Here is a 20,000-nt window from a genome sequence, read left to right as displayed (position 1 = left end):
GTGAGGAGCGAACCAGCAGGGGCACCGAGACGAAACACGGCCAGTCGTCGGTGTCCTTTCTGATTTTAAGTAAGGCAGGTTAAAAAGACTGCCCTTACTACAGCAAAAACTTTTCAATTGCCACTGCGGCTCCCTCTTCCTCTACAGTAGGAGCCACCCATTGAGCGATCGCTTGAACTTCGGCTGGCGCATTGCCCATAGCTACACCAAAGCCAGCATACTCTAGCATTTCCAAGTCATTGAAGTTATCACCAATAGTCATAACGTTGGCTTTTTGTAACCCCAACAGTTCTTCAGCTAGGTAACGCACAGCATATCCTTTATTGACAGAGGCGTTAGTCGCTTCAAAGAAGGTAGCAACAGATGTTGTCAGATAAAGTTCAGCGGGTGTGTACTGGCGGCGTAAATTCCCCAATAGCTCATTGATTACATTTGTGTCATCGCATAAAGCTAGAACTTTTGTTGGTTCATTAGTTAAGACTTGGCGCAAATCACCCACAGGAATTGGCTTAATACCGGAACGTTGCGCGTAAATTTGGGTTTCTCTTGTTAACTCCCGCACGTATAGCTGATCATTGATGTAGAAGTGAACAGATAAAAGCGATCGCAACTGGGGCTGTTCAAAATAGTCAATTAGCTGGTGGGCAATTTCTCTGGAAACAACCAAATGGCGGTGAATTTTTTGAGTGTCTGGGTCTTGAATCCAGGCTCCCTGATAGGCTAATAATGGCAGGACAGAGTTAATTTCTTGGTGAAAGCGCAAGGCTGAGCAGTACATACGACCTGTAGCGATCGCCACTTGAATTCCTTGTGCTTGTACTGCAAATATTGCTTGCTTGACAGTCTCGCTTAGGTTATTAGACTGTCCTGCGATCGTGCCATCAATATCTACAACTAGTAGTTTAATATCTCTTGCAGCCATAATCTGATTATCAGTAGATGCCAAATGAGTAGCAGATGCTTTCTCCATAAATTCCCTAGGTTTGAACTCCGAGTATGAGGTTAACAGGCTCTAGTAACCAACGGGGAGTGGTAGGAAAAATGAATTGACTAGAACATGCAACTGAACTTCTACGGTAATGCTGAAAAAATCGAATACATAGTATAAATAGGAATTGAGGTTATTATAGCAAAATATTGTATAAATAGTATTGATAGCAGCAAGTGTTACTACGAATAAATATGTATGTATGAATTAGTAATTTGTTTTTGGAGGTAATTAACCCTGTAATATTACTCATATCTTTCAGTAATTATCCTTTTGAATTCAAAAAAAAAAGAACAAAATAGGAAATAATTTTCTTTTTTATAATCCAAAGTCTTAACAATATAAAGAGTGTTCTAAACTAGTTAACAAATATAGACATTTAGTTCTTTCTAGAGTTATCAATTAAGTAATCAACCTAACTCACTTCAATACAACTAAGCCTTCAAGGCTGAATTGAGTACTTTTTAAAAGCCCATTTATGGGTCAAATGAAGTGAACAATTCGATAACTCAAGTGAATAATACAAGGATTTTCATGAACAATAAAGGCTTGACTGGACTCATTGCAGCGGCGGCAGCTACTTTAACTAGTGTAATTTCTGTTATGGCTCCTGCAAGTGCGGCTGACTTTACCTGGGGTAATTGGAATGCCACAACTTCCAGCGTTCAAAGCGCAACGACTGATACATCTGGTTTCCAATCTTTGATTCCTAATTTCCAACAATTGGTGCAACCAGAGGGAATAGCATTACAAAATCTCAATAAACTAGACCCCACTAAGCTTTTTTTGAAATCTGAGAGCAATGTTCGCCTTTGGTTTCTCAATGAAGGTGCTAGCTATAAAAATCAGTTAGCTTATCAAGCAATCAATGGTAGTCAATCCCAAAAAGGATTGATTTTTGAAGACGCCTCTTGCAAAACAGGTAATTTATGCGAAAAAGCCAGTAACGATGGAATCTTGAATGTTGGTGATTATGTTGATCTAGGGACAATAGCTGGTGGTACACAAATCAACTTTTGGTTGAACGCGGATGGTGCTAACCAAAACAGAAGTTTTAACAACGTCTACGGTGCTCCTGATGCTGCGAATCCAGACGGATTAGAACACTTAGTTGCTTACGAATATAATGGTTATCTTCTAATTGGGTTTGAAGATTTGTATGGTTCACTAGGTTCCACAGATGGCGGTAATATCAGTCCTACAGATCGCGACTTCAATGACGTAGTGTTTGTTGTGGATTTTGGGAAAGACAACATACTAACTTCTTCTGTTCCAGAACCATCTACAGCAGCAGCGATGTTGGGTGTAGGATCAATTGGGATGATAAAACTGCGTCGCCGTCGCCAAAACAAAGCAGAAAAGTCAGCTTAAATAACACTATTTGTTCATGCAGCGGAAGCCACTGGTTAAAATAGGGCTATGTCCCAAACTTTTTCTAACCAGTTGACTTCCGATTCTGCAACCGTAACACGCCCCACGTTCATCCTCGTAGATGGACACTCCCTCGCTTATCGTTCGTATTTTGCTTTCGCTAAAGGGCGAGATGGAGGACTACGTACAAAAACGGGCATTCCTACTAGTGTATGTTTTGGTTTTCTGAAGTGCCTGCTGGAGGTAATGGCAACACAACAGCCACAAGCAATGGCGATTGCTTTTGATTTGGGCTTGCCAACCTTCCGCCACGAAGCTGACGATACTTATAAAGCTGATCGTCCAGACACACCAGAAGACTTTGTTCCCGACTTAGCAAACCTACACGAATTGCTTAACGGCTTTAATCTCCCAATTTTAACTGCCCCTGGTTACGAGGCAGATGATGTTTTGGGAACCTTAGCACAACGAGCAACTGCTGCTGGGTACAGAGTAAAGATTCTGACTGGCGATCGTGATTTATTTCAGCTGATTGACCCTAATAAGGAAATCACTGTTCTAAATTTTAGTCCAGATGCCCTCAAGCGTTCCACCAATAGCATCACTGAATTTGGGATAGAACAAGTCAAAGAAAAACTAGGTGTTTTACCTTCGCAAATTGTTGATTTCAAAGCTCTTTGCGGTGATAAATCAGATAATATTCCAGGGGTCAAGGGAATTGGCGAAAAGACAGCTGTACAACTGCTGGACACCTATGGTTCCCTTGACCATATTTATGCTGCTTTAGATGAAATTAAAGGAGCGACTCATAAAAAACTGGCAGCAGGTAAAGAAGACGCTGATAGATCTCGTTATCTAGCAACCATAGTTATAGATGTTCCTATAGAAATTGATTTAGAAGATTGTAAATTAAAAGGATTTGACACAAGTGTCCTAGCGTCAATTTTAGAAAAGTTAGAATTCAAAACTTTTTTAAGCAAAATTAACGAACTTCAGCAGCGGTTTGGTGGCAAAGTTGAAGCAACGCCAAAAATAGAAACAGCCGATACAGAATCAGAATTTGAAGGCGAAGATCTTGCGTTTTTTAGTTTTGCGGAGACACAAGCTGCACAACAGCAATCTGCATCGCCAATTCAGCCGCGTATCATCGACACAAAAGACAGACTAACTAAGTTAGTAAAACTTTTACAAAAATTCACCAACCCAGAAACACCAGTTGCTTGGGATACTGAAACCACTGACTTAGAACCAAGAGACGCTGAGTTAGTGGGAATCGGTTGTTGCTGGGGAATGGAACCAGATGAATTAGCTTATATTCCTATTGGACATAAAAACGGGGATAACCTAAACAAAGATGTAGTACTAGAAGCACTACGCCCAATTCTCGAAAGTGCCGATTATCCCAAAAGTTTACAGAATGCCAAATTTGACCGCTTAGTTCTTCACTGTCAAGGAATTAACTTGGCAGGAGTGGTGTTTGACCCCATGCTAGCAAGTTACCTCTTAAATCCAGACGCTAGTCATAATCTGAGTAGCCTAGCGCAGCGATACTTAGGATTGATAGGTAAAAGTTATGTAGATTTAGTTCCTAAAGGTAAAACTATTGCGGATATAGATATTCCTGCTGTAGCTGATTACTGCGGCATGGATGTTTATTCTACATTTGGTTTAGTACCAAAATTGCGAGAGGAACTGGAAAAAATTCCAGCTTTGTATCAGCTATTGGTGGAAGTAGAGCAGCCGCTAGAAGCAGTTTTAGCGGAAATGGAATATACAGGTGTCCGCATTAATTCAGCTTATCTTCAAGAGCTTTCTCAGAATTTAGAAATAGATTTAGCGCAGTTGGAACAGAAAGCTACTGAAATAGCTGGGGAAAAATTCAACTTAGGTTCCCCTAAACAATTAAGTCAAATATTGTTTGAAAAATTGGGATTAAGCACTAAGCATTCTCGCAAAATCCAAACAGGTTATTCTACAGATGCGGCGACACTAGAAAAACTCGGAGAAGTTGATGAAACAGGGTTTGTTGATGCCATCATTGAGTACCGCACCCTATCTAAATTAAAGTCTACTTATGTTGATGCTCTGCCAGCATTAGTACGTTCAGATACCCAGCGGGTGCATACTGATTTTAACCAAGCTGCAACATCAACTGGTAGGTTGTCTTCTTCTAATCCAAATTTACAAAATATCCCCATTCGTACAGCTTTTAGTCGTCAGATTCGTAAGGCATTTTTGCCAGAACCAGGCTGGTTAATGGTGGCTGCTGATTACTCACAAATTGAGTTGCGGATTTTGGCTCATTTGTGTCAAGAGCCGATATTGGTGCAAGCATATCAACAAAATGAAGATATTCACACAGTAACGGCTCGTTTGGTATTTGAAAAAGAAGATGTAACAGCAGATGAACGAAGGTTAGCGAAAACCATCAACTTTGGTGTGATTTATGGAATGGGTTCTCTCAGATTTTCACGTTCAACAGGGATAGATAAAGCTATTGCTAACGAGTTTATTAAGCGGTTTAATGAACGCTATCCCAAAGTTTTTGCATATTTAGAAGGGGTAAAAAAGCAAGCGATCGCCCAAGGTTATGTAGAAACTATTCTCGGACGTCGTCGTTATGTTGAGTTTACTAGCAATAGTTTACGTCAATTAAAAGGGAAGAACCCAGAAAAGATTGAGTTGAGTAAATTGAAGAATTTAGGGGCTTATGATGCAGGTTTACTACGCGCCGCTGCTAATGCACCAATTCAAGGTTCGAGTGCTGATATCATCAAGATTGCGATGGTAAGATTGCATGAGGTTTTGCATAAATATCAGGCGCGTTTGTTGTTACAAGTTCATGATGAATTAGTGTTTGAAGTTCCCCCTCAAGAATGGGAAGAATTGCAACCGCAAATTAAGTCTGTGATGCAAGATGCGGTGCAATTAAGTGTGCCGTTAGTGGTGGATGTACGTGCAGGTGATAATTGGATGGAGACGAAGTGAACTACCTAGTGCGACAGAATTTGCGATCGCCATCATGTTCAGGGTATTGCCAAGAATAGGCAAAATGGCTAACTCCCTTCAACTGGGGGGCAAATTGGCGAAGTGCCTGCATTTGCGCTTCTAGGGATGGACGATTACTGATGGGTTGTCCCCATTTGCCAGCTAAAGCTGGAATTACTTGTGTACCGGGTTTTGCCATACTCAAAACTCGCTGTGCTTGCGCCACAATACAACTGACGTTACCGCAAGTTGCGTACAACATGGGATGCCACTCTAGCTTACTAGGAAATCTATCCCAAGGTTGCAAGCGGGAATCATACCCTTTTCCTAATGTTTGGTTGCCATCAGAAAAAAACACCACCCCTGCGGGAATACCTTGTTGCTGTGCTGGGTAACTAGCTATGGTTACAAAATCTAGGATGCCTTGCATGGCATGAGCAACAGAGAGTTGCCACAACTCCCATTGCAAAAGTGGTTGTCTGTCAGTTGCAGGCAGAATTGACTTTTGCTGTGGTGGAGGAATGCGTCCTTGCCATAGAGGTTCTTGTTCTTGGGGATAAAGTTTATCGACTTCAGCTATATCTCCTGCTGTGATGTATCCCCGACTCAAAAAGCGGCGAATCATGTCCAGCCCTTTGTAATTCAGTGCCCGTCGGAATAAAGCTTCTTGAGTTGCTGGGCTAAATAGCCACAAATCTGTGACTTTGGTGGCAATGGAATTACTTCCTGTCTGTCGCGGATAACGCACATAGTCAAATAGCAATCCATCTGGGCGACGGCGCAGTACTTCCTGTACCATTTGGTAGTAGTCACGTTTTGCTTGCGAGTTGTAGGGATCGATAAATACTTGACTACCGTCATCTACTACATATAGGCTTGTTTGACCCTTGCCATTACGGGCGATCGCTGCTTCCCTATCTCGACGCTGAGCATAGGTATAACCAAAGTTTGTGGTAAACATCCAGGCATAAACCTTTAAACCGCGTTGCCGGCCTTTTTGAATCGCTACAGAAAGCAAATCGATATTTTCGGCTCCTGGGGTGCGAATCACAGAAGGCCAAGCTGTAGGGTTAGCAGTCGTTGGTAATAATACCTGTCCATCGTAAAATACTTCTAAATAAACTTGGTTATAGCCGCGATCGACAATCCGATCCATAATTTGCTCAATTGCACCCGGACGAATGTCGCAGGGATACAAGCGCAACCAGATTGCTTGGATTTGCGGCCAAGTACGAGTGCGGCACTCTTTTAATTCCTGTGCTTGTTCTTGGACTAGCCTTTGATAGCTAGTTTGGGCATCTTGATTACCTTTAATGGCTGACAAACGTAAGTTTTCTTTTTTTTGCGCTGCTGCTGGTGATAACTGACAAGATTGCGTGACTTGGGCCTCTGCTGGTTGACTCCCAAAGTAGGGAATTAACAAATTACTACTGAAAACGACAACCCACAGGTGTCGCCAAAATAATATTGGTTTTGCAACGTTCGATGGACGATTAAACATACGTATAGGTAAATGGACAAGAAAATTGTTGATCCCAAATTCAGATCATTATGGCGTGACGTGTATTAAATTCTTTAGTTCAGTAATCAGGATTTTAAGCTTACTTTTTCACGACTGCCAAACTCCTATTTCTGTTGCCAAATTTTTTGAGAAAAATATAGCAGAAAATGCAAAGTGTCTGAAAAAAAAGCAGGCCTAGCCTGCTTTTGGGAAGATACTACTTCTACTTTGATTTAATGAAATTCCGTCTAACCAAGAATCTCTTTAGCTTGTAGCCCTTATCATTACTCACATCTTCACTTCAGTAGACCAAAACCTTTACTCAGTTTTCTTTGAAATATTTTAGCTATTAGCCTCAAAATGAATTTTGAGACGGTTGTGAGAACTTATGCAAAATCTGCATAAACTGACTACTGACTATTTATCATCGCAATAATGGTAGATAGAGGCACTTCGGCAAAATACTGTTGCTGAAATTGTTCTTCTCGTACAGCGGCTAAAAATTGTACAATGGCAGCATCAGCAACGTTTTTTGGGATATCAATTTCACACCAGCTAATTTGTAAACAACGGTCTTGTCGTTTAACTGTAAATCCCAAATATTTTAAAGCTTTGAATCCCAAAAGTAAGCTTTGGTTGCCTATGCCGAGTTTCTTCAAAAGCTGTACGCGAGTAACTAATTGATTAGTGCGACTGAGATATTTAGCAACTCCCACAAGAGTTAGCCAAATTTGGCTGGGTGGTTGCAGGTTGGGTTTAGACCAGGCGATCGCTAATTGTTGTTGATTATATTGCGTAGACGCAGAGCGATTTGTCGCTAGACATCGCCGCAACCATGCACGTAAATCATCCCAGCTAGTGGGACACTCTTCAATAATTAGTGCTGAGTGCTGAGTGATGAGTCTTGAGTATTCTTGATTTCGCCAGTCTATTATGAGTTCTGAATTCTGAGTTTTGAGTTCTGTGTTAGCAGCAGGACGCACGGCAATTAATCTGATTTCATAGCGTTTTTTGAAGGTGTTGTAGTCTAGTTCGGCTATGCAATCACATCTTCCTATTGGTAATTCATCTTTGTAGTGTCCCCACCAGATACCAGGAAAGGCACTTCTGTTAGAGTCATCTCGGATCTCAAACTCAGTTTTAATATACTGTACCTTTTTGCCCTGCCAATCTTGCTGATTGCGATTCCAAGCATTTTCAAACCAGCAATTTTGGATTAGCAATTTCGGGACAGGATTGCCCATACCACAAGGTTCTAGCAATTTAAGTTCCAAAAATAATTCTTTTCCTAAATCTGCAACAGTTACCACCAAGTCTGCTTGAACTGTTGGCGTTAGGTTTGTACCACCCAAAGATTGCCGTAACTGCTGATTAATAGCTGCCGTAAATAAAGGAATATTCTCCGCTAACAAACTCAAACCTGCTGCAAAGGGATGTCCACCAAAGCGATGCAACAAATGTGCTTGGTCTTTTACTAATTGATATAAATCGACGGAATTCACTGAACGGGCGGAACCCCTTGCAAGAGTAGAGAGAGAATTCTCCTTATCTCCTTGAGTCCCTATTCCTTCGGTACTCAACAAAATTGTGGGGCGGCCTGTTTCTTGTGCTACTTGCCCAGCGACTAGACCTAAAACGCCTGCTGGCCATTGGACATCTTCTAGCACAATCACGCTGGTGGTTGATAAATCTAATTGAGTAAGTTTTTGTACTACTTGCTTTTGCACATCTTTCTGTAAAGACTTGCGGCGGGCGTTGGCTAGTTCTGTAATTTCAGCTAGTTGGTTACAACGTTTGCTATCTTGACTAGTCAGCAATTCAACGCAGAAACTAGCATCGCCTTGAATACGGCTGACGGCATTGATTCGCGGGCCTAAACCGAAGGAAATATCTGTGGGGCGATCGCCACTTTTCTGGCATAATTCCAATAATCGCCCTACCCCTGGTCGCCGTCTTGCTGTTGCTGGCTGTTGAAAATCTGCTTGCAATCGTTGAATTCCCAACTGCGCCAAATAACGACAATCTCCACTTAACTGTACTAAGTCGGCAATTAGCCCTACCGCCACTAAATCTAATAAATCCTCTAACGGATGTTGCGGCACATCAGGCAGACTTTGATACAGGGCTTCGACCAACTTATAAGCTACTGCCACCCCAGAAAGATGAAACAGTTGATGTTCACTAGACAAGTAGCGAGGGTTGATAATCGCTGAGACTGATGGGCGTTCTGCGGGTAAGGTGTGGTGATCTGTAACTATGACATCTATGCCTAGCTGTTTAGCATAAATAATCTCATTAATATTTGTGCTGCCTGTATCGCAAGTGACAATTAACTTACAACCTTGTTTTTTTAAGTTATTAATCCCTTGATTATTGAGCCCGTGAGACTCTGTAAGGCGATTAGGAATGTAGTAAGTTAACTGGGTATTTTGAGCAAAAAACTCTCCCAAGCCATCCCATAATACAGCTGTGGCTGTGATACCATCAGCGTCGAAATCTCCCCAGATAGCAATCTTTTCGTTAGCACTGCGAGCCTGTTTTAACCTTGTCACCGCTAAATACATTTCTTGCCCAAACTCAAACGGACTAGCTGGTTGATAAGATTTATGATTGATAAAAGCTGCTAGTTGTTTATCATTTTTAATTCCTCGTTGCCACAACAATTGTGCCGCATACAATCCATTCGATGCGGGTGTATGTTGTTTCACTGCTTGAATGAAGCACTCTGGTGGTTGTTCTATTGCTGATAAAATCCACTGCATTTAAAATATTTTAAAGTTTAAAAACTTTCTAATGCTATATTTGCTAGTAAATCGTCATTAAATTGAAGTTGACTTGTGCGTTATTTGGTTATAAGCCCAGCACTAGGTTGAGCATACGTCATACATTTAATCAGCGCTTAAATTGGGGATTCTTCTTCATTAGTTTGAGATTTAACAAGGGGATTGAGGACGATTTCATTAGCAGCACTATCGGGTTTGCGGGCGCGAATTGCTGGACGCGATCGCCTATAACCTGCTCTTTCAGCTTTTTGGTGTTCGTAGTCAATTAGTCTGCCATAATATTCGTGCTTACTTAAATTCATTGACAAGAAAATATGCTGACGAACATTACCAAAACCTTTACGATTAAAAAACTTTAATGCTGAAGTATTGGTTGGGTCAGTATCCACTAACATAAACCTTGCCCCGTCTTCAATCATCCGGGCAACAACTTTATCAACTAACTTATCTGCTACTCCCCGACGCTGAAACTTCGGACTAACTCCTAGCCATAAAATGTATCCATAAGTCCAGGATGTTTTAGTGATAATGGTTCCTAAAATAAATCCTGCTAGTTCCCCATCTGTTTCAGCAACAAGGCAATATTCTGCATCTGTGTTGTAAAGTCCAATTACCTCCCATTCGTCCCAGGTACGGTACAAATAAGGATATAAATCACTAGTAAATAGTTCTTCTCCCAAGTGGTAAACGGGAGCAATGTCATCAATTCCTAATTCACGAACATAAACCATGTCATTTCCATCATAGTTTGTCATAGCTGTAGAAGTTGTGATTTTTTAATATGAAAATCTATTTTCAAGTTATGAGTATCAAGTCGTTGGGTACTAACATTAAACTGATACTTCTTGAATGTTAGCCAGATTTGGTAACAAGCTTGTGCCGTCTACACTTATCTGATTGTCATCAGAAATGTCTTGTTCGGTAGCTTGTTTACGTTCGCATCGTGTAGCAAACTGACAATAATTACAAGCTTTACTATCTTCTACCACTTGTGGAAATTGCTCGTTATTTTGATAATGTTCTAGCCAATTTGTTAACTTGCTTAATAGTTGATTAAGTTTCCTAGCTGTGTGTTCATGCTGGACAGCATTGTAATTAAATTTAATACTTTGTGGTTTGCCTTCAGACTGGACAAACCAGTAAGTCATCGAAATTTTTTCTGGTAAGTATTCGCTAGTTTCCGCTAACACGTACATATAAAGACGTGTTTGCCAGTTCTGTGCTAACTTGCTTTTATTTGGTGGCTTAGGATAAGTTTTCCAATCAAGAATTTGCGCTTGCTGGTTATCTGCAATTAATAAATCATAGATAACCGTCAGTAAATAGTCTTGAACTTGCAGGGTGCGATAGTGTTCACTTTCACGGAAAGTTTGGTTATTGGTTGCAGGCGTTAAAACTTCTGGTGCAGCATTGGCAAAAGCTGACATCCATTTTTGTAGTTGAGCATTTACTTGCAGGAAACTATCAATTGGCAAACCCATTTCTCGCTGCTGCATCAGCAAGTGAAAACGACTACCCAAAGTCTGTCGTTCCTCGTGTTCGGGATCTAAGGGAGAACTGAGTTTTTCTAAGTAGGTGTGTTGGAATTTACGCGGACAAGCTTCTAACAAGTTCAGCTGTCCTTGAGACAGTCGCAATAGTTGAGTTGTAGTTGATAGCATTCTTATATTTTAGAAGCGCTATCAAAAATATAGGCAAATTGAGGCACTAAACTAAATAGTTTCTATAGCTCGGTAAGCATTACACTGCTTGTATTCGGAACAAAGCAGAAGTACTTGGAGTTTAAAAAAGCTGAGCCAGTCCTAGGCGAGTGCATTACTCAGTATTGGCGATTTTGCAAGGGTCAGGACTTGTCAAAAGCATTGATTATTTGCAGATGTTTCAGTGTATTATATGCATTTATTGTTTTAGTTTATATCTTGGTTACTTTGTTAGTGCGTAAATCCTAAATGCTAGGCTTTATTGAAATTTTACACAAACGAAGTGGCTGTAAAAACTATCAGCTTCCCGTAATATTTTTTTTATAAGTAAAAAATTTATTGTGTTTTTCTGATGAAGAACTCGAATAGTAGTTGCTTTTTGAGTATCTTACAGGCATATTAGTATACTGTGCAACGTAACACAGTATTTTTATTGAGAATTAACCAGTAATAGTCAGTAATTGGAAGACATTTATGTATACTTAGGTACAAATGTTTTCTATCGCTCTACTCATCCCCAGCAGTGCCTTATAGGTAAAAAAGAACCCGACTTAGTGGCACTAAGTTGCAGATATGTACGTATGACTTAGTTGTGGCTTAGTTCAGTAACTAGTTTGAGTTTTGATAACTCCAATAAAATATCCAATTATTCCGGCACGTGCATAGACAAGGTGAGCATGACCTATGACTTAGCAGAAATCCCCTAAGCAAATCAAAAGATAGTGCAAGACTATGCCTAGCTTAATCCCTCAAGAACTAAAACTCTCTCAGGAACTACAACCTAAGACTGTGGGTTGGATAATTGGTTTGAGCGCTTTGGTATTGTTCACTTTCAGCAGTTTGAGACATGCGTTTTTTCGTTCCGGCGCTTGGGACTTAGGAATTTTTGATCAAGCGGTTTACTTAATTAGTCAGGGGCAAACACCTGTTTCATCTTTACTAAATGTTCATATCTTGGCGGATCACGCAGCATTAATCCTCTATCCGTTGAGTTTGCTATACAAAATTTTCCCAGATGTTCATTGGTTGTTAGCTGTGCAAGCAGTGGGTTTAGCTTTGGGAGCTTGGCCAATCTGGGGTTTAGCTCGCCAAGCTGGGTTAAAGCAGGAACAAGCAATAGGTTTAGCAGTAGCCTATCTGATGTATCCGGTAGTTCTGACTAGCAATCTGTTTGATTTTCATGCAGAAGTTTTAGCAGTTCCCGCACTTTTGGGAGCAGTTTGGGCTGCGCGTTTGGGTAAGACAGTATGGTTTGGATTAGCTATTGTTCTTACTTTAATCTGCAAAAGTGTATTGTCACTGACTGTATTTGCAATGGGGATCTGGCTTTTCTTCTTTGAAAAAAAGCGTTTATACGGCGCGATCGCATTATTTGCGGGTGTAAGCTGGTATTTAATTGCTACTCAGGTAATCATCCCATTTTTTAGTTCTGATGCAGTAGGGGATGTGACTATAGGTTATCTAAATGGATTAAATCGTTATAGATATTTAGGTGAAACTCCTCTAGAATTTGTCCAGAATTTGTTCCTCAGACCTAACATAATCTTGAGCAAAGTTATCTCTCTGGACACACTCAAATATTTAGCTTTGTTGGTGTTGCCAATAATCTGGGGATTATCACCTCGGCATCTATCTCCGTTAATTGGAGCACTTCCCACACTGGGATTAAATATCCTCTCTATCTATTCTTCTCAACGAGCAATAGACAACCAGTATTCTGTACCCATCATCCCCTTTCTATTTTTGGCCATAATCTCTACTCTGGCTGCTAATAGAGGATGGCTAAAACAGGGGCGGAAAATAATCTTATTTATGTTAATGATTTTGTTATTAGGTCTGGCAACAAGGTTATCCCGAATAGATTTTAATAACTCTCCTTTTGATTGGTCAAATTGGCAAGCAACAAACACCGTAATTACACGAATTCATACTCAGGGAGGTATTTTAACAACTCATGAAATTGTTCCTCATGTCAGCCACCGTGCCTTGGTTAATTATTATGGATCTTGGGGCGGTAATCCTGATCTTGCTAAGGATTTAGATAATTTTGAGTATGTATTACTCAATTTGAATCATTCAAGTTTTAGGAACAATTTTAAAACCAATGATTCTGTAAATAGCTTTATCAATCAATTAAAAGATAATCCACGTTTCAAATTGAACTATGAGCAGCACCAGGTTTACTTGTTTGAAAGGAGATCACAGGAGTAAAACAAAGTATTCAATTTGAGTAAAAATATGTATAAGATTTAAACCTATTAAAGCAATATTGACAAAAAATTACTCTTTTACAACCTGGATTCTGCTTTATGAGTAACGACCAACTTACTTCATTGTTGTCAGTACCATCTGGCACTTTGCAGATTTCTGAACTGACTCCTACTAGAGGTGTAGGTAGTAAATTTATCCATCTTTCTCTAGTAATTCCCACTTATAAAGAACGAGACAATATTAAAAATGTTGTCAGAATATTGAGCCAGTTGTTAGATGAAGCTATTCCAGGAAATTACGAACTGATTATAGTAGACGATGATAGTCCAGACCGCACCTGGGAGGTAGCACAATCTCTGATGGAAGTGTACCCGCAGTTGCAGGTGATGCGAAGACAACAAGAGCGAGGGCTATCCTCAGCGGTGATTCGTGGGTGGCAAGCGGCTAGAGGACGTGTGCTAGGGGTGATTGATGGGGATTTGCAGCATCCGCCAGAGATATTGACGCAACTATTCAGTGCAATTGAACAGGGAGCAGATTTGGCTGTAGCCAGTCGTCATGTAGAGGGAGGCGGTGTTAGTAGCTGGAGTGTTGTTAGGCGTTTTTTATCCCGTGGCGCACAGGTGTTGGGATTAACTATTTTACCAGGGGTATTGGGCAGGGTTTCTGACCCCATGAGTGGTTATTTTATGGTGCGTCGGAGTGCGATCGCAGGTGTAATACTTAATCCAGTCGGATACAAAATCCTCCTTGAGGTAATTGGACGGGGAAAGGTAGGCGAAATTGCCGAAGTTGGTTATGTGTTCTGTGAGCGTAAAGAAGGCGAAAGCAAAGTGACATGGAAGCAATATGTGGATTACATACACCACTTATTGCGGTTGCGTATTTCTACAGGACGACTAGGCAAAATTAGTCAAAAAGTCGATTTTCCTATTGGTCGATTCCTGCGCTTTGGTTTAGTAGGATTGAGTGGCGTATTTGTGGATATGACAGTACTTTACTTGCTTAGCGATCCAACAACCTTAGCTTGGCCTTTGACACGCAGCAAAATTATTGCTGGTGAAATTGCGATTTGCAATAATTTCTTATGGAATGATGCTTGGACTTTTGCTGATGTAAGTGTAAACCAGCAGGAATGGCATCATCGCCTGAAGCGCTTTTTAAAATTCAACATCGTTTGCCTTGCTGGACTTGTGTTGAATGTGCTGGTCTTGAATTTGGTATTTAATTTTCTGATTCCTAATCGCTATATAGCTAACTTAATTGCGATCGCAGTTGCTACTATTTGGAATTTTTGGGTGAATTTGAAATTAAGCTGGCGAGTCACAGACGTGAAATAGTTCGTCTTCGCGGGCTAGGTTTTTGTAGCCGCGACTTCAGAGTACTTTTGTTGAAAGCTCTAGAGGCGATGGAAGATGAAAAGCAAAAATAAAAGGTAATAAGGATGAATTTTGTATTTTTAATTCATCCCTTTACCTTTTTTATGTACCTGATGCTTATTTAATGTTAGCCCTTGCGTCCCTTACTGCGGCAAAGAAAAATAATCCTGTAAGTGGAATGGTCAATCCCAGGATAATGGCAGTTACTTGGACGCCCAAATCCGGTTGTCCATAACTAAGTTCAAAAATTGAACCTACAGCCGCGATCGCACTTACACATGAACCACCTAGAAGTAATCCGCTTTTTGGAGTTAAATACACTATTAGACCACCCTATGCTACTGGTTTCACCGCTTGATACGAGAAGCCATTCTTAGATAACTCTTGCGCCAAAGTCAAGGAATTTTCTACACGATCTACAAATACCACCCCATTGAGGTGATCCATCTCATGTTGAATGCAGCGGCCAAGCAGATCATTAGCTTTTAATGTCCGAGGACGCCCATACTCATCTTTGTAGGCAATTTCTACAACTTCAGGACGCTTTACATCCATGTAAACATTGGGAATGCTCAAACATCCTTCTTGAGCAACGCCAATATCGCGGCTAACCTGTTTAATTGTGGGGTTAATCAGCACCAAGGGCTGATTTACTGCGTTATCTGGTTCTAAGTCGATAACAATTAGTTGTTTATGAATTCCCACTTGGGGTGCAGCCAAACCAATGCCATCTTTGCTGTACATAGTTTGCAGCATTTCGCGCACCAGTTGGCGAATTTCGTCATCTACTTTCGCAATCCGCTTGGCAGCTTGACGCAATACGCGATCGCCTAAATAGTGAAGCTCCAAAGGCGGATTTTTTAACTTTGTTTTTTCTACAGCAATTTCCGAGGGCATGATTCTTGATAGCTAAATTGTGAAAATTCCTAGTTTAATTCTATCAATCTCAGTTAGACCCCAGTTGAGATGCAACAATCTACCTCATAGCAATTTCTGACTTGCTCCATATACTAGGCTTTTAGGTAGTCTAGAGAAGCAGCAGACTCTCACCTTAGATACAACATATAATCGTCAAAACTTTACACTATCGAGTATAAATAGTGGTGTTATTCCACGCAAAGACGCAAACTGTGAACCTAGTGCCTTAGCGTTAAGTTCACAGTTTTAGGGTGAGCTGTGTTTAAATCTCTTACGAAACTTGATTACTTGCTCAAAGAAACTTTCCTGGGTTTAATGCGGGGAGGTTGGATGAATTGGGCTGCCGTTAGTACTGTGACGGTGTTACTATTTTTATTCGGCTTGAGTCTGCAAACCTCTTGGCAAGTAGAAAAACTCCTTAACCAGTTTGGTAGCCAACTGGAAGTATCAGTTTACCTCGAACCGGGTACGCGGGCCGAAACCATTGAAACACTGGTGGCAAAAATGCCAGAAGTAGCCGCGATACAAACCATTACTAAAGAGCAAGCTTGGGCTAAATTAGTTAAAGAAATGGGCATTTCGGATATTGAAGGTGCTACCCAGCAGTTAGAGGAGAATCCTCTAGTTGACGAGATGAAGGTGAAAGCGCGTAATTCTCAAGTTGTACCAACTTTAGCGACGCATTTGGCCAAGTTGCCAGGAGTTGATGCGGTGCAGTATACAGATGAAGCAGTCAAACGCATTGCCCAATTGCACCAAGGTTTGAACAAGATTACTTTGACAATTACGATTATCTTGACTTTGACCGCGATCGCAGTTACTACCACCACAATACGCCTGATCGTCATGGCGCGACGCCAGGAAATTGAAATTATGCAATTAGTGGGAGCAACTTCCGTTTGGATTTATCTGCCATTTATTTTACAAGGAATTGCTTTTGGCTTAGTTGGTGGTGCGATCGCTTGGAGTTTCATTTTTGTTATTCAACAATTCTTGGGTAAGTTGCTAGCCAAGCAACCTGAGTTTATCCAAGTTATTACCAACGGGGTGCAACTCACTCCAGTACAAATTTTACAACTACCCTTAATTCTTTTAAGCTTTGGTGCAGCTGTAGGATTAATGGGAAGCTTATTTGCTGTCCGGCGTTTTGCTAAGGGTTAGTCATTAATCATTGGTCATTGCAAAGGACAAATGACTAGTGAAAAAGCGCAAAGTATGAGCCAAGGCTTCTTTGGAGCAGACGCCAGTGACGCTCCTGCGTCGCTACCGCTACGCTAACGCACTAGTCGGGAACGCGCCCAAGCGACTGGCTCAACTTTGTAAGAGAGGACAAAATCGCTATGAAATCCCAATGGGAATGTTTTCTGCAAAATCTCGGTGTGTGGGAAGGTTCATTCACCAATTTTTCTCCCCAAGGTACACTTCTGAAAGATGTTCCTAGCCGTCTTTCTTTAGAAGGTTTCAACAATAACCAGACAGTACGCTTAACTCTGTGTCGTTTGGGACGAGATGATTTGGTTCTAGAATATAGCTCTCTGGGGCGAAGTATCTTGTTTTTTGAAAATGGGGCATTTTCTGAAGGTTTAATTCAGCTAGGTCCATTTTCGGAATTCGGCGCAGAACTAGCTTTGATTCATCAAAATCGCCGCTTGCGTTTAGTGCAACTGTTTGATAAAAATGGTCAGCTAAATGAACTAGTTTTAATTCGAGAACATCTAGCTGGAACCCCAACAACAGAACGTCCACCCTTGCAGGTAGACGACTTATTGGGAGAATGGCAAGGTGAAGCAGTAACAATATATCCAGATTGGCGATCGCCTGATACTTACTCTACAACTCTGCAATTACAACTTGATGACGCTGGGCGATTAATTCAAAGTACCTCTTTTGGCGATCGCACAATTACCTCAACTGCTACCATCAAAGACTCCATCGTTCTCTTTGATCAAGATCCGCAAAAGCAAGTACAAGTATTGCTGCTACCTGATGGCGCTTCTGCAACTTCTCCTCTCAAGGTGCAATTACGTCAACCTTTATTCTTGGAAGTGGGTTGGTTAATCCAGCCAAACCTACGCCAACGGATGATTCGCAGCTACAACGATAAAGGCGAATGGGTTAGCCTGACATTAGTTACTGAAGAAAGGGTGTAAAAAATTGGTTAGCTTGCGCTGCTAATCTCCGCTGATTTCGACTAACGCTTCGCCTGTTCGCAAAAGCTCTAGTGCTTCTAGCCGTGTTGAACTCAAAATCTCTTTCAATCGGTCATTTGACGTATTTCCACACGTCAACCAGATAACTTGTGGCGGTACTCCAAAATTTAATATTGTTAGTAGAAAAAGATGTTGTGTTGAAACTAGGAAACCCAACCTACAAGATCAGCGATCGCACCTTGTGCCCATTAGTAATAGGTTTTTGGGTAAAGGCAAATACTTCTATTCAAGTTTCTACGCTTGACGAACATATTCACGTAGTTGAGAACGTAAACCATTAGTAATCATTGGGAAATTGTTGATTTCTTGAATAATAGAAGCCTCTGATTTGCCACTCTCCTTAAGCTTTTTAATTACAGCCTTTGCAAGAGCTTCAACTCCGAACTTAGCAATTACACTTGAGATTGCTGCAATTAAAGTGAGAGCAACTGCACCACCAATCATTCCGAAGGGGCCACCCAAAAAAGCTAAGGAGGTTGTAATTGCTACAGCTCCCGCATAAGATGAAGTTGCAACAAGCCCAACCAAAACTAAACCAGCAACTCCCAGACCAGCTAACTTGTTTACTAGCTCATCCATAATGACTGACTCCATTAAGCTTTAGATAAATATGCTGTTAGTATTCCCAACAATAACTGGGCAAACTACATCTGTTATGCTTCTAAATATCAAAGCTGCCGGATCTGATGGGCAATGCACTTTAACTCAAAGTGTCAATGTATAAGAAAATGTGCTTCTCCTACACATCTATCCCAAAGAACAGCATGGGAGTAGAGTTCATTTTGACAAAGGGTTTAAGAATGCTAATCAGACAATTTGAAGTGTGCTGGGTTCAGGGATAGATTCACCTTCTACCTGCCAAGCTTCCAAGTACATTTCAATTACTTCTTCGCCATTACGAATAGCTTCCTCACGAGTTCTGCCATGAGTGCAAGGCATAACAACACGCTCAGCAAACTCTGGAATCGTAACTAGGAAAAGCTGATCCTCATCAGACCATTGAACAATCATGGTGTATCGATTCATGAATCCTCTTCCTCCCTTAACTCTTCCAGTTCAGTTAATAACTTTGCTAACTGCTTTTCTAGGTAGAGTGGCACATCATCCCCATCCTTGCCAGGAATTGTCAGTGTTTTTATAAGCAAAGAATGCCGCCATCGCTCATGGCTGCCTTTGCCGCGCTTGGGCAGATAAATAAACCCTTCACGCGCAATCTGGGCTTTTAACTCCCGAATTTTCCTGGGCATGGGTTTTGTCTATTTCTCTGCCTTATTTTCTCACTTCCTTATCTATAAACCTTTAGAAGCTACTATCTATCGTACCTACTTCAAAATCACTTACGAGAAGAACCGTTCATAATCATCATGACTACCAATCCAAAACCATGTGACCGTATCACCTTCTAGCACGCCAAGTGCTCGATAACTCCTCGTCACTCTTACAGACCAAATTCCTTCTTCGCTGTTAATGCACTTGAAATGCAAAGACGGGTGAAATGGATTCTCTGCCCACAAACGATAAGCCTTCCTAGCACTTTGCCTGATATCATCATCTAATTGCCGATACTCAGCCCAAAATGAGGGAAGAACTGAGGATTTCATAGTTGGTCGTAGTCCAGTGCAGTAGCTTGCCCCTCAGCTATTTCTTGTTTGGCAAGTTTGGCAGCAGCCACAAGTTTTTGCTGTGTTCTCTGAAATGACTTGTTCCAGCGGACTTCATCTTGGAAGTCGTCGATATACTCTCGAAGATGCTCTGCAACTCGCTCCTGTACATCAACAGGTAAAGACTCCATCATTTTTACTACTGTAGTAATCGCTGCGGATGACATAATTACTGCTCTTATGCAACATTCTGCTCTTAAAGCTAGCACCAATTTCAGTCTGACTGCTCGAGTAGTTTAATTTGCCAATCATCAGATAGGCTTGGAATACAGTCATAAATGAGCGCTCTT

Annotated in this window: 18 protein-coding genes; 6 read left to right on the top strand and 12 right to left on the bottom strand. The window is 41.1% G+C overall.

Annotation, left to right across the window (positions count from 1 at the left end; translation table 11 throughout):
* Window positions 1-97 precede the first annotated feature (97 nt).
* Window positions 98-970, bottom strand: coding sequence for a Cof-type HAD-IIB family hydrolase (locus HCR01_RS05180; RefSeq protein ID WP_193195120.1), 873 nt, complete (start codon window positions 968-970; stop codon window positions 98-100).
* Window positions 971-1,522: 552 nt separating this feature from the next.
* On the opposite strand from HCR01_RS05180, the gene HCR01_RS05175 reads away from it, so the two are divergent.
* Together HCR01_RS05175 and polA are read left to right on the top strand one after the other, a co-directional pair.
* Complete coding sequence (locus HCR01_RS05175; RefSeq protein ID WP_193195118.1) at window positions 1,523-2,359, top strand: DUF4114 domain-containing protein; 837 nt, start codon at window positions 1,523-1,525, stop codon at window positions 2,357-2,359.
* Between the two features lie 48 nt (window positions 2,360-2,407).
* On the top strand, window positions 2,408-5,347 hold the full coding sequence (polA, locus tag HCR01_RS05170; RefSeq protein WP_193195116.1) for a DNA polymerase I: 2,940 nt from the start codon (window positions 2,408-2,410) through the stop codon (window positions 5,345-5,347).
* Between the two features lies 1 nt (window position 5,348).
* Here the strand turns inward: polA and HCR01_RS05165 are convergent, their stop codons facing one another.
* From HCR01_RS05165 to HCR01_RS05150, 4 genes are all read right to left on the bottom strand, one after another.
* Window positions 5,349-6,848: a family 10 glycosylhydrolase gene (locus HCR01_RS05165; protein WP_193195114.1), complete on the bottom strand. Its 1,500-nt coding sequence runs from the start codon at window positions 6,846-6,848 to the stop codon at window positions 5,349-5,351.
* A gap of 410 nt (window positions 6,849-7,258) precedes the next feature.
* Window positions 7,259-9,610, bottom strand: coding sequence for a single-stranded-DNA-specific exonuclease RecJ (recJ, locus tag HCR01_RS05160; protein WP_193195112.1), 2,352 nt, complete (start codon window positions 9,608-9,610; stop codon window positions 7,259-7,261).
* Between the two features lie 137 nt (window positions 9,611-9,747).
* A complete protein-coding gene (locus HCR01_RS05155; RefSeq protein ID WP_193195110.1) occupies window positions 9,748-10,386 on the bottom strand; it encodes a GNAT family N-acetyltransferase in 639 nt (212 codons plus the stop codon).
* Window positions 10,387-10,461: 75 nt separating this feature from the next.
* Window positions 10,462-11,292: a PD-(D/E)XK nuclease family protein gene (locus HCR01_RS05150; RefSeq protein ID WP_193195108.1), complete on the bottom strand. Its 831-nt coding sequence runs from the start codon at window positions 11,290-11,292 to the stop codon at window positions 10,462-10,464.
* Window positions 11,293-12,063: 771 nt separating this feature from the next.
* Here HCR01_RS05150 and HCR01_RS05145 point away from each other — a divergent pair.
* Together HCR01_RS05145 and HCR01_RS05140 are read left to right on the top strand one after the other, a co-directional pair.
* Window positions 12,064-13,542 (top strand): DUF2079 domain-containing protein, encoded by a 1,479-nt coding sequence (locus tag HCR01_RS05145; RefSeq protein WP_193195106.1) that lies wholly within the window; start codon window positions 12,064-12,066, stop codon window positions 13,540-13,542.
* A 98-nt stretch (window positions 13,543-13,640) separates the two neighbouring features.
* Window positions 13,641-14,882, top strand: a complete 1,242-nt coding sequence (locus tag HCR01_RS05140) for a glycosyltransferase (protein WP_193195104.1) — start codon at window positions 13,641-13,643, stop codon at window positions 14,880-14,882.
* Window positions 14,883-15,038: 156 nt separating this feature from the next.
* On the opposite strand, the gene HCR01_RS05135 is transcribed toward HCR01_RS05140, so the two are convergent.
* Window positions 15,039-15,242 (bottom strand): hypothetical protein, encoded by a 204-nt coding sequence (locus tag HCR01_RS05135; protein ID WP_193195102.1) that lies wholly within the window; start codon window positions 15,240-15,242, stop codon window positions 15,039-15,041.
* A 12-nt stretch (window positions 15,243-15,254) separates the two neighbouring features.
* Window positions 15,255-15,818, bottom strand: a complete 564-nt coding sequence (def, locus tag HCR01_RS05130; protein ID WP_193195100.1) for a peptide deformylase — start codon at window positions 15,816-15,818, stop codon at window positions 15,255-15,257.
* Between the two features lie 279 nt (window positions 15,819-16,097).
* Between def and HCR01_RS05125 the strand changes: the two genes are divergently transcribed.
* A complete protein-coding gene (locus HCR01_RS05125; RefSeq protein ID WP_193195098.1) occupies window positions 16,098-17,000 on the top strand; it encodes a cell division protein FtsX in 903 nt (300 codons plus the stop codon).
* 179 nt (window positions 17,001-17,179) lie between these two features.
* A complete protein-coding gene (locus tag HCR01_RS05120; RefSeq protein ID WP_193195095.1) occupies window positions 17,180-17,989 on the top strand; it encodes a DUF3598 family protein in 810 nt (269 codons plus the stop codon).
* 294 nt (window positions 17,990-18,283) lie between these two features.
* On the opposite strand, the gene HCR01_RS05115 is transcribed toward HCR01_RS05120, so the two are convergent.
* The 5 genes from HCR01_RS05115 to HCR01_RS05095 form a co-directional block, all read right to left on the bottom strand.
* Entirely contained in the window at window positions 18,284-18,628 is a 345-nt protein-coding gene (locus HCR01_RS05115; RefSeq protein ID WP_193195093.1) for a hypothetical protein, read from the bottom strand.
* 228 nt (window positions 18,629-18,856) lie between these two features.
* Window positions 18,857-19,075, bottom strand: a complete 219-nt coding sequence (locus tag HCR01_RS05110) for a type II toxin-antitoxin system HicB family antitoxin (protein ID WP_193195091.1) — start codon at window positions 19,073-19,075, stop codon at window positions 18,857-18,859.
* Window positions 19,072-19,296, bottom strand: a complete 225-nt coding sequence (locus tag HCR01_RS05105; RefSeq protein ID WP_193195089.1) for a type II toxin-antitoxin system HicA family toxin — start codon at window positions 19,294-19,296, stop codon at window positions 19,072-19,074. The genes HCR01_RS05110 and HCR01_RS05105 overlap by 4 nt, the downstream gene beginning before the upstream one ends.
* A gap of 90 nt (window positions 19,297-19,386) precedes the next feature.
* Window positions 19,387-19,650, bottom strand: a complete 264-nt coding sequence (locus HCR01_RS05100; protein ID WP_193195087.1) for a type II toxin-antitoxin system RelE family toxin — start codon at window positions 19,648-19,650, stop codon at window positions 19,387-19,389.
* On the bottom strand, window positions 19,647-19,877 hold the full coding sequence (locus HCR01_RS05095; protein WP_193195085.1) for a hypothetical protein: 231 nt from the start codon (window positions 19,875-19,877) through the stop codon (window positions 19,647-19,649). The genes HCR01_RS05100 and HCR01_RS05095 overlap by 4 nt, the downstream gene beginning before the upstream one ends.
* Window positions 19,878-20,000: the final 123 nt, after the last annotated feature.

Origin of the sequence: Nostoc sp. MG11 (genome assembly GCF_014904695.1) — a bacterium.
In the GTDB taxonomy this organism is placed as follows: Bacteria; Cyanobacteriota; Cyanobacteriia; order Cyanobacteriales; family Nostocaceae; genus Komarekiella.
The sequence above is the reverse complement of the archived record's forward strand: the minus strand, read 5'-3'. Positions and strand labels throughout refer to the sequence as shown.